Origin of the sequence: Streptomyces sp. NPDC001985 (genome assembly GCF_040296845.1) — a bacterium.
Taxonomy (GTDB): Bacteria; Actinomycetota; Actinomycetes; order Streptomycetales; family Streptomycetaceae; genus Streptomyces.
The window spans coordinates 1-13,231 of the sequence record NZ_JBEOYB010000118.1 but is presented as its reverse complement, the minus strand read 5'-3'; the positions used below and the strand labels follow the sequence as shown (position 1 = coordinate 13,231).

General features: G+C 74.1%; 12 protein-coding genes. 8 read left to right on the top strand and 4 right to left on the bottom strand.

What is annotated here, in order from left to right:
- The coding region (locus ABT122_RS31615; RefSeq protein ID WP_351559271.1) for an ATP-binding protein at positions 1–2,255 on the top strand (2,255 nt) is incomplete at its 5' end.
- Positions 2,256–2,282: 27 nt separating this feature from the next.
- On the opposite strand, the gene ABT122_RS31610 is transcribed toward ABT122_RS31615, so the two are convergent.
- A complete protein-coding gene (locus ABT122_RS31610) occupies positions 2,283–3,473 on the bottom strand; it encodes a cytochrome P450 (RefSeq protein WP_351559269.1) in 1,191 nt (396 codons plus the stop codon).
- Between the two features lie 378 nt (positions 3,474–3,851).
- Here ABT122_RS31610 and ABT122_RS31605 point away from each other — a divergent pair, with 378 nt between their 5' ends.
- The 5 genes from ABT122_RS31605 to ABT122_RS31585 all read left to right on the top strand — a co-directional run bounded on the left by ABT122_RS31605 (position 3,852) and on the right by ABT122_RS31585 (position 7,998).
- Positions 3,852–4,190: an antibiotic biosynthesis monooxygenase family protein gene (locus ABT122_RS31605; protein ID WP_351559267.1), complete on the top strand. Its 339-nt coding sequence runs from the start codon at positions 3,852–3,854 to the stop codon at positions 4,188–4,190.
- The gene (locus ABT122_RS31600) at positions 4,187–5,071 is read left to right on the top strand and encodes an NAD(P)-dependent oxidoreductase (RefSeq protein ID WP_351559265.1); all 885 of its coding nucleotides are present in this window, start codon (positions 4,187–4,189) and stop codon (positions 5,069–5,071) included. Before ABT122_RS31605 ends, ABT122_RS31600 begins: the two co-directional genes overlap by 4 nt.
- Positions 5,068–6,030, top strand: coding sequence for an amidohydrolase family protein (locus ABT122_RS31595; protein ID WP_351559263.1), 963 nt, complete (start codon positions 5,068–5,070; stop codon positions 6,028–6,030). Before ABT122_RS31600 ends, ABT122_RS31595 begins: the two co-directional genes overlap by 4 nt.
- Complete coding sequence (locus ABT122_RS31590; protein WP_351559261.1) at positions 6,027–7,268, top strand: cytochrome P450 family protein; 1,242 nt, start codon at positions 6,027–6,029, stop codon at positions 7,266–7,268. Before ABT122_RS31595 ends, ABT122_RS31590 begins: the two co-directional genes overlap by 4 nt.
- A gap of 220 nt (positions 7,269–7,488) precedes the next feature.
- Positions 7,489–7,998: a GNAT family N-acetyltransferase gene (locus ABT122_RS31585; protein ID WP_351559259.1), complete on the top strand. Its 510-nt coding sequence runs from the start codon at positions 7,489–7,491 to the stop codon at positions 7,996–7,998.
- Positions 7,999–8,030: 32 nt separating this feature from the next.
- Here ABT122_RS31585 and ABT122_RS31580 read toward each other — a convergent pair whose 3' ends face one another.
- Both ABT122_RS31580 and ABT122_RS31575 read right to left on the bottom strand, forming a co-directional pair.
- On the bottom strand, positions 8,031–9,044 hold the full coding sequence (locus ABT122_RS31580) for a D-alanyl-D-alanine carboxypeptidase family protein (protein WP_351559257.1): 1,014 nt from the start codon (positions 9,042–9,044) through the stop codon (positions 8,031–8,033).
- A gap of 88 nt (positions 9,045–9,132) precedes the next feature.
- Positions 9,133–9,954, bottom strand: a complete 822-nt coding sequence (locus ABT122_RS31575; RefSeq protein WP_351559255.1) for a thioesterase II family protein — start codon at positions 9,952–9,954, stop codon at positions 9,133–9,135.
- A gap of 259 nt (positions 9,955–10,213) precedes the next feature.
- Here ABT122_RS31575 and ABT122_RS31570 point away from each other — a divergent pair, with 259 nt between their 5' ends.
- Complete coding sequence (locus ABT122_RS31570) at positions 10,214–11,062, top strand: metallophosphoesterase family protein (RefSeq protein ID WP_351559272.1); 849 nt, start codon at positions 10,214–10,216, stop codon at positions 11,060–11,062.
- A complete protein-coding gene (locus tag ABT122_RS31565; protein WP_351559253.1) occupies positions 11,059–11,760 on the top strand; it encodes a 4'-phosphopantetheinyl transferase family protein in 702 nt (233 codons plus the stop codon). Before ABT122_RS31570 ends, ABT122_RS31565 begins: the two co-directional genes overlap by 4 nt.
- A gap of 97 nt (positions 11,761–11,857) precedes the next feature.
- On the opposite strand, the gene ABT122_RS31560 is transcribed toward ABT122_RS31565, so the two are convergent.
- On the bottom strand, positions 11,858–12,799 hold the full coding sequence (locus tag ABT122_RS31560) for a phosphotransferase family protein (RefSeq protein WP_351559251.1): 942 nt from the start codon (positions 12,797–12,799) through the stop codon (positions 11,858–11,860).
- Positions 12,800–13,231: the final 432 nt, after the last annotated feature.

Below are 13,231 nucleotides of genomic sequence, written 5' to 3'. Positions count from 1 at the left end.
TCTACGCCGACACCCGCCGGCTCCTCGCCGACGAGCTGGGCGTCGACCCGCGCCCCGAACTCTCCCGCCTCCAGGAGCGCATCCTCCGCGCCGACAAGGAGCTGGTGATCCCCGGCGGCGCCGGCGAGGCCACCGGCCCCGTCCCTCCCCGGCCCGCCCAACTGCCCTCCAGGGCACACGATTTCACCGGACGGGTCTCTTTCGTCCAGGAGCTGGTCCATACGCTCGCCACCAGTGAGGGTTCGGTGATGGCGGTCTCCGCGCTCGCCGGCATCGGCGGCGTCGGCAAGACCACCCTCGCCCTCGAAGTGGCCCACGAGGCCCGCCCGCACTTCCCCGACGGCCAGCTCTACGCCGACCTCCGGGGAACAGGGAGCCGTGCCGCCGAACCGGCCGCCGTCCTCGGCTCCTTTCTGCGCGCCCTCGGCACCGGGGACTCCGCCATCCCCGACTCCCCGGAGGAGCGGGCCGCGCTCTACCGCTCCACGCTGGACGGGCGCCGTGTCCTGGTCCTGCTCGACAACGCCCGGGACGCCGCCCAGGTCCGCCCCCTGCTGCCCGGTGCGCCGGGTTGCGCCACCGTGGTCACCAGCCGGGCGCGGATGGTCGACCTGGCGAGCGCCCATCTGGTCGACCTCGATGTGATGTCCCCCGAGGAAGCCCTCCAGCTCTTCACCCGGATCGTGGGCGACGAGCGGGTCCTGGCCGAGCACGAGGCGGCCCGCGAGACCGTCGCCGCCTGCGGCTTCCTGCCGCTGGCCATCCGGATCGCCGCCTCCCGGCTGGCCGCCCGCCGCACCTGGACCATCTCCGTGCTCGCCGCCAAGCTCGCCGACGAGCGCCGCCGGCTCGACGAACTCCAGGCCGGCGACCTCGCCGTGAAGGCCACCTTCGAACTCGGCTACGGCCAGCTCGACCCGGAGCAGTCCCGCGCCTTCCGGCTGCTCGGCCTCGCCGACGGCCCCGACATCTCCCTCGCCGCCGCCGCGGCCCTGCTGGACCGGTCCGCGCACCGGGCCGAGGACCTGCTGGAGGGGCTCGTCGACACCTCCCTCCTGGAGTCCGCCGCGCCGGGCCGCTACCGCTACCACGACCTCGTCCGGCTCTACGCGCGCGCGTGCGCCGAACGCGACGAGCGCCCCGAGGACACCGGCGCGGCCCTCTCCCGGCTGCTGGACTTCTACCTCGCCACCGTGAGCCGGGTGTACGCCATCGACCGGCCGGGCGACCGCCTCCCGGACCACCTGGAATCCACCGGGACCGACGGGCTCTCGTTCGCCCGCCGGCAGGAAGCCCTCGACTGGCTCTACACCGAGGCTCCCTGCCTCCTCGCCTGCGCCCAGCAGTCCACCGCCGACAGCGGGGGTCTGCGGCGCGCCGTCGACCTGCTCTGGGCCGCCAAGGACCTGGCCGAGTCGGGGGCCAACTCCCAGCAGTACGCCGCCGCGGCGCTCACCGCCCGGGACGCCGCGAGCCGGGTGGACGACAGCCGGGCACTGGGCCGCGCCCACACCGTCCTCGCCCAGGCCCATCTGGTCGCCGGCCGTTACACGGAGGCGGACGAGGAGGCGGAGCGGGCCGCCCGGTTCGCGAGCCGGGCGGGCGACGCGGCGCCCGTCTTCTGGGCCGACAACGACCGCGGCATCATCGCCGTCAACCAGGGGCGGCACGCCGACGCCGAGCGGTTTCTGCGCCGGGCCATGGAGGGCTTCCGCGCGGACGGCAACGGCCCCGGTGAGGCGAGCGCCCTGGGCAATCTCTCCCGGCTCCACCTCTTCATGGGCCGCGTCGAGCAGTCCATCGACCTCGCCCGCCAAGCCCTCGACCTGCTGCTCCGTCTCGGGTTCACCGTTCGGGTGGCCAACGCGCGCTATGTGCTGGGAGTCGCCCTCACCGAGGCGGGAAGCCTGGCCGAGGCGCTGGAGGAACTGACGGAGGCGCGGGAGAGCTTCGGCGCGGTCCGGCAGCGGCTGTGGGAGGGGACGACCCTGTTCCGTATCGCCCAGGTCCATCTGGCCGCCCACCGCCCCGCCCGGGCCGCGCAACACGCCGAACAGGCCCTGGCCATCGGCTGCATCGGCGGCGACCGCATCCGCGCCAAGGTCCTCATCACCCTCGGCCGGGCGCTCTCCGCGCTCGGCCAGGCCGACCGCGCCCGGGCCTGCTGGCGGGAGGCGCTCGCCCTGCACGAGCAGCTCGGGTCGGCGGAGGCGGAGGAAGTGAGGGCACTCCTCGGCCCGCTCAGCGCCGTCTGAGGCACCGGGCGGGCCGGGGCCGGGCGCCTACCAGGTGACCGGCAGCTCCCGCAGCCCGTTGACGAGCCGGTCCTCGCGCCACGCCAGCGCGGCGAGATCCTCCGTCGGGCGCAGCCCGGGGAAGCGCCGCAGCAGGCTCCCGATGGCCACCTCCATCTCGATCCGGGCCAGCGCGGCGCCGAGGCAGGCGTGCGCGCCGTGGCCGAAGGCGACATGGCCGCCCGGCGGGCGCCGTATGTCGAAGCGGTCCGGTTCGCCGAATCTGCCGGCGTCGCGGTTGGCCGCGGCCGGCAGCGGCATCACGCCCTCACCCTCGCGGATCGTCACCCCGCCCAGCTCCAGCTCGCCCCTGGCCACCATGATCAGGAAGAAGGTGCCCTGCGGCTGGTAGCGCAGGATCTCCTCCACCGCTCCCGGCAGCAGCCCCGGGTCGGCGCGCAGGGCGTCGAGCTGCTCCGGGTGCTGGAACAGCCGCCACATCCCCGCGCCGATGGAGTTGACCGTGGTCTCGTAGCCACCGATGAGCACGGTCTGCGCCAGCCGCACGATCTCCGTGTCGGTCAGCGCGTCGTCGGTGTCGTGCCGCGAGGCGAGCCAGCCGCTGATCACATCGTCGCCCGGCTCGGCCCGGCGGGCCGTCACCAGCTCGCCCAGATAGCCCTGGATCGCGGAGCGGGCGGCGTCCACCTCCTCCACCGTGGTCCCGAGCACCGTGACGATCCGGTCCGACCAGACCGTGAACCGGTCGCGGTCCTCGGCCGGGACGCCGAACAGCTCCGAGATCACCGTGATCGGCAGGGGATAGGCCAGGCCCTGGACGAGATCGGCGGGCGGGCCGGCCGCCTCCAGCTCGTCCAGCAGCCCGTCCGTGAGCTGCTGGACGCGCTCGCGCAGGGCGGCGATCCGGCGCGCGGTGAACGGCCGCGCGGCCGGACGGCGCACCTGGGTGTGCACGGCGCCGTCGTGCTGGAGCGTGCGGAAGGCCTTGCGGTAGCCGCCGATGGCACCGGACGTGCCCACCTCGGGGTCTCCCTCCCCCACGACCCGCGACAGCAGCGGATGGGTCAGCGCCGTCCGCACCTCCTGGTAGCCGGTGACCAGCCACACCGGGTTCCCGCTGGGCAGCCGCACCCGGGCGACCGGGGCGCCGGGCAGCGGAACGGGGTCGCCCGTGAAGGCGTGGCCGGGGTAGTCGGGGATGGTCTCGGTGTCACGCATGGGGGTCTCCTTCGCCTCGCCACGGCTCACGGGGGCCGCCCGGCGGCGGTTCAGCGGTACCCGGCGCCCGGGGCACCCGTGGCCGGATCGGGACCCCCGCCCGGAGGTCCGGTCAGCCGAACGGAGCAAGGCCGCCGGGGGATTCGCCGCCGGGTCCGGCCGCACCCGGTCGCCCCGAGGCCCCCGGGAGCGGCGCCCGCCACCGCGTACACCCGCCGGCCGCGCCCTCGTACGGATGCCGCTCCTCACCCGTACGCACCGGCACACGTGGCCGGATTCCGCTCCCCGTTGGGCCGTCTCCGCGCAGGAGTTGCGGGGCACCGGACGACATGAGTCCGTGGATGCGTGCTTTGCCGGATATGACTGTCAGGAGGAGGCATGCGCACCGAGCAGAACGGCCACTCGGCCGACAAGCTGTCCGTGGTGTACTCGGTCCACGTCGTCGAAGGCGGTGAGCAGGGGTTTCTCGACGCGTACGAAGGCATACGGAAGTCCGTCGCCAGCGTCCCCGGCCACATCATCGACCGGCTGGGAGAACCCATCGACGACTCCCGGCAGTGGGTGATCAGCAGCGAGTGGGAGTCGCCCGAACACTTCTTCGCCTGGCAGCAGGGCGAGGACCACCGCGCACTGCTGGCCCCGCTGCGCGTCTGGGTCGACCAGACGCAGTCGCTGCGGTTCCGGATCATCCAGGAGACCGTGGGAGCCAAGACATGACACAGGACACCGGGCCCGTCGCCGTACTGGGCCTCGGCTCGATGGGCACCGGACTCGCCACCCGCCTCCTCGACCGGGGAGTGCGGGTACGGGTCTGGAACCGCACCGCGGAGCGTGCCGCGCCGCTCGCCGACGCCGGGGCCGTCACCGCGGCCCACCCCGCCGAAGCCATCGAGGGCACGAGCGCCGCGATCTGCACGGTCGCCGACAGCGAGGCCCTCGCCGCCGTGCTGCGCGGCCCGGACGGCATCCTCTCCGGCGCCCCCTACCCCGGCGCGCTGGTCTGCGCCAGCACCGTCGCCCCCGACGAGGTGGTCCGCCTCACCGGGGGCCACCACTCCGTGCTGGACGTCGGCATGCTCGGCAACCGGGAGCACGCCCGCAGCGGGGAGCTGAGGCTCTTCGTCGGCGGCGAGGAACGTGTCTTCACCGCCGGCCTGCCCCTCCTCGAACTGCTGGGCAAGGAGGTCGTCCACCTCGGCGGACTCGGCTCCGGCATGCGGATGAAGCTGCTCCTCAACCTGCTGATGGGCATCGAGGTGCAGGCCATGGCGGAGGCCGTGGAACTGGCGGCGGCCTCCGGACTCGACCGGGGACTCGTCCTCGGCGCCATCGCGGGCAGCGGCTTCGCCTCGCCCGTCATGGCCTTCAAGTCCAAGCGGCTGACGGCCGGGCGCTTCGACCAGCCGGACTTCCGGCTGCGGCTGATGGCCAAGGACCTGCTGCTGGCGTCGAGTCAGGCCGAAGCGGCCGGACTGCGGCTCCCGCTCCTCGCCGCCGCCACGGAAACCCATGTCAGCGCCACCGAGCGGGGCCACGGCGACGAGGACTGCGTCGCGGTCGCCCATGTACTCACACCATCACCGGGAACCCATCCATGATCATCGACATTCATGGCCATCTGTCCCCACCGGAGGCCGCCCGGCGCTTCCCCATGCCCCCCGCCCTGACCGACGTCGACGCCATGCTCGCCGCCCGCGCGCAGGCCGGCATCGACCTCACCATCATCGGCAGCCCGGTCGGGGCCGGCGCCATGGCACGCGTCCCCGGCGTCGACAACTACCGCCAGCCGCGCGACCGGCTGCGCGGCTTCCACGACTGGATGTCCGGTCTGATCTCCACCTTCCCGGACCAGCTGCGCGGCTATGTGTACGCCAACCCGTTCGGCGACGACGACCATCTCGAAGGCGTCCGCGAGACCCTCGCCGACCCCGCCTTCGTCGGTCTGATCACCACCTCCAGCGTCCACGGCGAACTGCTCGCCTCACCCAGGGCCGATGGATTCTTCGCCCTCGCGGCGGAGACCCGGGCGCCGGTCCTGGTCCACGCCCCGGCCGAGCCGATCGGCACGGAACGCGTCGACGATCTCGGCTTCGTCGAACAGATCGGCCGGTTCGGCGACCTCACCGTGGGCATCGCGATGATCGCGTTCGCGGGATGGCTGGACAAGTACCCGGAGCTGCGGCTGATCGGCGCCACCGGCGGCGGCGCCCTGGCCCTGCTGCCCGAACGGCTCCAGACCGCGGCCCGGCCCCGGCACTGGGGCCCGGGCGCGCCCGGGGCGGACGGGCCCGCGGACCGCCGGCCCCCGGCCGAGCCGGGCGAGGCGCTGCGCCGGATGTACGTCGACACCAGCACCTACAGCCCGGCACACCTCGGGCTCAACGCGGAGGTGCTGGGTCCGGAACGGATGATGTTCGGCACCGACTCGCCGCCGATCTCCGTACCGCTGGAGGAGTACATCCGCATGATCGAGAAGCTGCCCCTCGACAAGGCGTCCCAGCAGCTCATCCTCGGCGGCAACGCCGAGGCCGTCTTCGACCTCAGGAGCCGTCCGTGACCAGTGTGGAGGACCCGGCCGTCGCCGCCGAGCAGTGCACCCCCGAGTTCCGGCGGAACCCGTACCCCGTCTACGAGCACCTCAGGGAGACGGCGCCCGTCTGCCCGATGCGCCCCCGGCACGGCATCGACACCTATCTGATCACCCGTTACGAGGACGCGCGGGCGGCGCTCTCCGATCCCCGCTTCAGCAAGGACATGTACGGGGCGATGGAGTCGTACCGGAGGATCTTCGGCGACTCCTCCGTGGCCCTCGACGACCACATGCTGAACTCCGACCCGCCCAAGCACACCCGGCTGCGGAAGCTGGTCAGCTCCGGATTCACCCCGCGCCGGGTGGAGTCCCTGCGGCCCCGTATCCGCGAGGTCGTGGACGCGCTGCTCGACGGGTGCGACCCCGGCGAGCCCGTCGATCTGCTGCCCGCCTTCGCCTTCCCGCTGCCGATCATCGTGATCTGCGAACTCCTCGGTGTGCCGGCGCAGGACCGGGCCAAGGTCCAGGAGTGGTCCACCACGGTGGCCCAGACCGGCTTCAGCAAGGAGTCCAAGCTCGCCCAGCAGCGTGCCGAGGAGAGCCTGTACGCCTACTTCGCCGAGGTCATCGAGGACAAGCGCGCCCACCCCGGCGACGATCTGCTCAGCGCCCTCATCGAGGCCCGTGACGAGAACGGCACCCTCACCGAGCACGAGATGATCTCCACGGCGTTTCTGCTGATGTTCGCGGGACACAAGACCACCGCGTTCCTCATCGGCAACGCCGTCCACCACCTCCTCTCCCACCCCGAGCAGCTCCGCGCCGTGCGCGAGGACCCGGAGCTGCTCGGACCGGCGGTGGAGGAGGTGCTGCGCCACGACGGCTCGGTGGAGACCGCGACCTTCCGCTTCGCGACCGAGGACGCCGAGATCGCCGGAACCCGCATCCCCCGGGGCGCCCTGGTCCAGATCGCCCTCAACTCGGCCAACCGGGACCCGGGGAAGTTCGACGACCCGGACCGCTTCGACGTGGCGCGGCCGGGCAGCCCCCAGAGCGCCCATCTGGGGTTCGGCCACGGCATCCACTACTGCCTGGGGGCGCCGCTCGCGCGGCTGGAGACACAGCTCGCCCTCACCGGCCTCTTCGGCCGCTTCCCGAGGACCGCCTTCGCCCACCCCGAACGGGAAGCCACCTGGATGGAGGTCCCGTTCCCGGCGTTCCGCGGTCTGACCGAGCTGTCCGTCGTCCTCGAACCCCGTCCCTGACCCGGGCGCGAAGGGCCACGGCGGCGGCCGCCCCGCTCCGCCGGACCGCTCCCGGGCGGCCCGGCGGAGCGTGTTAGCGTGGCACGGCCCGCAGGGAACGCGCCCCGGCGGCACCCGCCCCGACGGCACCCTTTCGCGCGGAACACCCGCGACCAGCACCGACCGGGAACGGCAGCGGCCCGGGACCCGGAACCGGCCGCGGAGAAACGGAACCTCCTCCATGACCACCTGGACCACCCGCCCCGAGCGGCCCGGGGACGCCGCCGCCGTCCACGGGATCAACGCGTCGGCCTTCCCCACCCCGGCGGAGGCCGACCTCGTCGACGCGCTCCGCGCGGACCCCGGCGCCTGGATCGAGGGTCTCTCCCTGGTGACCGAGGCCCCCGACGGCACTCTCGCCGCGCACGCCCTGCTCACCCGCTGCCACATCGACGGCCACCCCGCGCTCGCCCTCGCCCCGTGTGCCACGCTCCCCGCCCACCAGCGCCGGGGAGCCGGCTCCGCGGCGATCCGCGCGGCACTGGAGGCCGCCCGGGAACGGGGCGAGGCCCTCGTGGTGGTCCTCGGACACGCCGACTACTACCCCCGGTTCGGGTTCGAGCCCGCCTCCCGCTGGGGCATCCGCGCGCCGTTCGAGGTGCCGGACGAGGCGATGATGGCCCTGGTGCTCGACTCCGGCCGGCCGGTTCCGTCCGGTGTCATCCGCTGGGCGGACGCCTTCGGCGTCTGATCCGCGTCCGGCCCCGGCCGGCCGGGGACCGCTCACGCCCGCCGGGTGGAGCGGTCCCCGCGCAGCCCGTCCCGGACGGCGGTGATCAGCCTCCGGCTGCTGTCGAAGGCGGCCTGGAGCCCGGCCGCGGGAGTGGTGCCCGCCCTCTGGTGCAGCACCACCCCGAGGATCAGCCCGGAGCCATGGCCCTCGCCGGTCTCCGCCGCCCACATCAGCGCCCCGCCCGCGGGGGTGCTCGACCCGGTCTTGAGCCCCACGACCCCGTCCCTGCCCAGCAGCTTGTTGGTGTTGACGACGGTGCCCGTGGCCCCGCCGACGGTGACCTCCGGGGTGGCGACAATGGACCGGAAGACCTTGTCCCGCATCACCGCCCGCGCGAGCAGCAGCTGGTCCGCCGCGGTGCTCGTGGTCGTGGCCTCCAGGCCGCTGGCACCGGTGTAGGTGGTGCGGTCCATCCCCAGATCGCGGGCGGCGCGGTTCATCTCCGCCACGAACGCCTTCTCGCTGCCCGAGTGCCAGCGGGCCAGCAGCCGCGCGGCGTTGTTGCCCGACGGCAGCAGCAGCAGTTCCAGCAGCTGCCGCTGGGTCAGCCGCCGGCCCGCCTCCAGCACGACGGTGGACTCGTCACGGGACCACGACTCGTCGGCGGCCCGCTGGTCGACGGGGATCGAGGGGCCGGGTTCGCCCTCCCGGAGCGGACGGCTCCGGAGGACGACATGAGCCGTCATCACCTTGGTGACACTCGCGATCGGCACCGGCGTCTGCTTCCCGCTCGTCCCGATTTCCCCCTGCCCGGTGATCGCCACCCCCGCCTGCCCGTCCTCCGGCCAGGGGAGCGCCATCCGTTCTGCGGCGGCCGGCGCGGCCGCGCGACGCGATCCGGACCCGTCCTCGCGGGAGACCACCAGCCATCCGCACAGGGCGGTCAGGACCAGGACCGCCACCGCACCCCACACCACCGCGGGGGACGGCACCCCGCGCGGCCGGCGCGGCGCGGCCACCGTCCGCTCCTCGGTGGACGGGCCGTTTCCGGGCTGGGCGTGCATGGGGACCTCCGGGGGACGAGCGCGCCGGTGTGCGCACACCCCCACCGTCCCGGGGGGACGTCTCCGGGACCCCGAGGTCACTCACCCGTCACCGATCGGCTGTGTCTCCGCTCTGCATCAACCCGTCGCCGGGCGCCGCCCCGCGGGCCGCGACCGTCCGCAGATGGTCCCTGATCGTGTTCCGCACCGGCTCCGGCCGGTCGTGGAGGTAGAAGTGGCCGCCGGGGAAGACATGGGCGGTGAACGGCCCTTCGGTGTGCTCGCGCCACGCCTCCACCTCCGGGACGGCGGCACGGGGGTCGGCGTCCCCCGTCAGCGCCACCACGGGGCAGTCCAGCGGCGGCTGGGGCACATGGACATAGGTCTCCGACGCCCGGTAGTCCCCCCGGATCGCGGGCATGATCACTTCCAGCAGCTCGGGATCGGCCAGGGCGTCGGCCGCCGAGCCGCCGAGCCGCCTCAGTTCCCGCAGAATCCCCTCGTCGTCGCGGAGATGGACCCGTTCGGCCCGGTCGATATGGGGTGCCCTGCGCCCGGACAGAAACAGCACCGCGGGCAGCCGGGGTCCGGGCAGCCGCCGCAGCCCCCGGGCCACCTCGAAGGCGACGGTCGCCCCCATGCTGTGGCCGAACAGCGCCAGCGGCCGGTGATCGGCCTGTCCGGCGACCACCGGGACCAGCCGCTCGACCAGCTCGGGAAAGGAGGTGACACAGGGTTCGAGACGGCGGTCCTGCCGGCCCGGGTACTGCACCGCCAGCACCTCGGCCCAGGGCGCCAGCGCCACCGACATCGCGTGATAGGCGCTCGCCGAACCGCCCGCGTGGGGCAGGCAGACCAGCCGTACCGGAGCCTCGGGGGAGGGGGTGAAGTTCCTTACCCACAGGGCGGAATCATCGGTGCGCCGCTCCATCCCGGACCTCCTCGCCCCTCCGCCGGGACAGGGGCCCGGGCCATCCGCCGGGGGCCGGCGCCGTGGTGGCCGCGACCGGGGCGGCCCTGGGGATTCGTCTGCTCATCACTCGGGCCAATCGTCGGGGGTACGGCCGGAATCCGGGCCCTGGTCCACAGAGATCGTAAACCCCGCGCCCGTGGCCGGGCGGTGACTCCGTGCGATAAGCCGGGTAAGGATGTCCCCCATGAGAGCTTCCGGACAGGCCATGGGTTCGCTCATGGCCATCAGTGATCTGCATGTGGCCTACCCGGAGAACCGGCGCATCGTCTCCGGCATCCGCCCGGACTCCGACGCCGACTGGCTCATCGTGGCCGGTGACGTGGGGGAGATAGCCGAGGACGTCGAGTGGGCGCTGCGCACCCTGCGCGACCGCTTCGCCACCGTGGTCTGGGCACCCGGCAACCACGAGCTGTGGACCCATCCGTCCGACTCGGTCCAACTGCGCGGCGAGGCCCGCTACCGGCATCTCGTGGACATCTGCCGGGGACTGGGCGTCCTCACCCCGGAGGACCCCTACGCGGTCTGGGAGGGACCGGGCGGCCCGGTCACCGTCGCGCCGCTCCTCGTGCTGTACGACTACAGCTTCCGCACCCCCACCGCCGCCACCCGGGAGGAAGCGCTCGCCCAGGCGTACGAGGCCGGGGTGGTCTGCACCGACGAGGTACTGCTCCACCCCGACCCCCACCCCAGCCGGCAGGCGTGGTGCCGGGCCAGGGTCGCGGAGACCGAGAGTCGGCTGGCGGCGCTCGCCCCCGGGACGCGTACCGTCCTGGTGAACCACTATCCCCTCGTCAGAGAGCCCACCAGGGTTCTGTACTACCCCGAACTCGCCCAGTGGTGCGGCACCGAACTCACCGCGGACTGGCATCTGCGGTTCAACGCGCAGACGGTGGTCTACGGCCATCTGCACATCCCGCGCACCACCTGGCACGACGGCGTCCGCTTCGAGGAGGTCTCGGTCGGCTATCCGCGCGAGCACGGGCCGCGGGGGTTCCCCCGGGGCGTACTGCGGCAGATCCTCCCCGCGCCGGAACCGGAGCCGGTTCCGGGGACGCAGCCGTCATGATCGACCGTATTCTGCCCCCGTCGGTGGCCTCCGCCTGGGCCCTCGACGACACCGGCACCATCGCGCTCTTCCCCCAGGAGGAGGCCGCGATCGTCCGGGCCGTGGAGAAGCGGCGCCGCGAGTTCACCACGGTACGGGCCTGTGCCCGCCGGGCCCTCGCCCGGCTCGGGCTGCCGGAGGCACCGCTGGTGCCGGGCGTGCGCGGCGCCCCGGTCTGGCCCGCCGGGGTGACCGGCAGCATGACGCACTGCGCGGGCTACCGCGCGGCCGCGCTCGCCCGCACCACCGACCTGGCCGCCGTCGGCATCGACGCGGAGCCGCACGACACCCTTCCCGACGGGGTGCTCGAAGCCGTGGCCCGGCCCGAGGAGAGAGCCTGGATCGCCGAGGGCGGGGCCGGGCCCGGAGTGTGCTGGGACCGGCTGCTGTTCAGCGCCAAGGAGACCGTCTTCAAGGTCTGGTACCCGCTGACCGGGAAGGAGCTGGGCTTCGAGGAGGCGACCTTGGTCTTCCACCCCGGCGGCACCTTCACCGCCCGGCTGCTGGTGCCCGTACCGGCGACCGCGCACCCGCTCCCGGCCGAACTGCCCGGCCGCTGGACGGTGGCGGACGGCATCGCCCTCACCGCCGCCGTACTGCCCGCACCGGCCGGAGGGTCCCACCCGCGGCGGACCACCGGCGCCGGCCACGCGGGCTGAGGGACAGCGCCCGGCGTCCGGGGCCACGGCCCCCGGTACGGGCACCGCCGGCCGGGCGGCCGCCTCCGTGCCGGGGCGGACGGCGGCGCTCCGGGTGTCACAGCAGGGTCTGCGCGACGGCGGCCAGCCGGAGCCCATGGGCCTGAAGCGCCGCCCGCCCGGCGGGCCGCCCGGCGGCGAGCGCGACCTGGGAGGCGAGGGGGTCGACGGCGTGGGCCCGCACGGTCCGCCGGGTGAGCGCGCCGTCCCTGCCCTCCTCCAGGCCGCCGTAGCCGTCGAGGAACGCCGGGGTGAGCAGCCCGTGCGCGTACACCCGTCCCAGCTCGGCGGCCGGCGGTCCGACGAGGCTGTTCGCCAGGTCGAGCACCCCGACGATCCCGCTGCCCCGGAAGCAGAGGTTGTCCGGGCGCAGATCCATGTGGAGCAGCGAGTCCCCGCCGGCCCCGAGGATCGCCTCCCGCAGCGCCGGCTCGATCAGCTCGGCCGGGGGCAGCGGATACAGCCCGGCCGCCCGCCGGTAGCGGTTGAGGGCCCGGGACAGCAGCGCGGTGGGGCGGCCCGCCGCCCGCAGCTCGGCCAGACCGGGCTCCCGCCGGGGCCGCAGGGTGTGGATCGTCCGCGCCAAACGCCCCAGCGACCGCTGCTGCTCCGTGTCGAGTGCGGCGCACTCGTCGTGCTCGACGAGGTCGGCCAGCATCCAGGAGTGGCCGCCGGGCTCCTCCCGGCGCTCCCAGGCGACCACCCGGGGCGCCGGCACCCCGGCGGCGGCCAGCAGCCGGTGCAGGACCACCTCACGGCGGATGACCCGGGCGAAGTCGGTGAACCCGTCGTATCCGGTACGGGTGGTCTCCCGGAGCGGGACCCGCAGGGCGTACCGGGCTCCGGCCGCGCCGGCGCGTAGCACCGCGAAGTCCGTGCCCTGGCGCCAGGGCGCGAGGGTCACGGGGCCGGTGCCGAGCGCGGCCTCGACGCGGGGGAGCAGGGCCGGCACCCAGGACGCGATGTCGGGCGGCGGCCGCAGAACCGGCCCCGGGATCATGGGGGAGGGAGCGTGCCGCTCGTCCGACGCCATGTCAGTGGGGGCCGGACTGTTCGGTGGCGACCACTGTGCTGACCATTCTCCCCCGCCGTCCGTCCGGGCCGATGGCTCCATGTTTCCCCACGGCACGCCGGTTTCGCCGGACGGGTTCACGCCGTACGGGCGTTCGGACGGCAATTGTCCGGAAGTCCTCGGTGCTTTCGCCGTATTCGCCCGCTCATCACGGGGAGATACGGCGCACGGTGACCCGGGGGCGGGGGCGTGTTCCGCGCGCGCGGCACCCGAACACGCGCACAGCGCCCCACGGCGTGGTGGCCGTGGGGCGCTGTGGGCCCGCGGGTCAGTTCTTGCGGGTGGTGATGTCGTCGGTGAGCTGGGGAACGACGGTGAAGAGATCACCGACGACGCCGTAGTCGGCGAGGTCGAAGATCG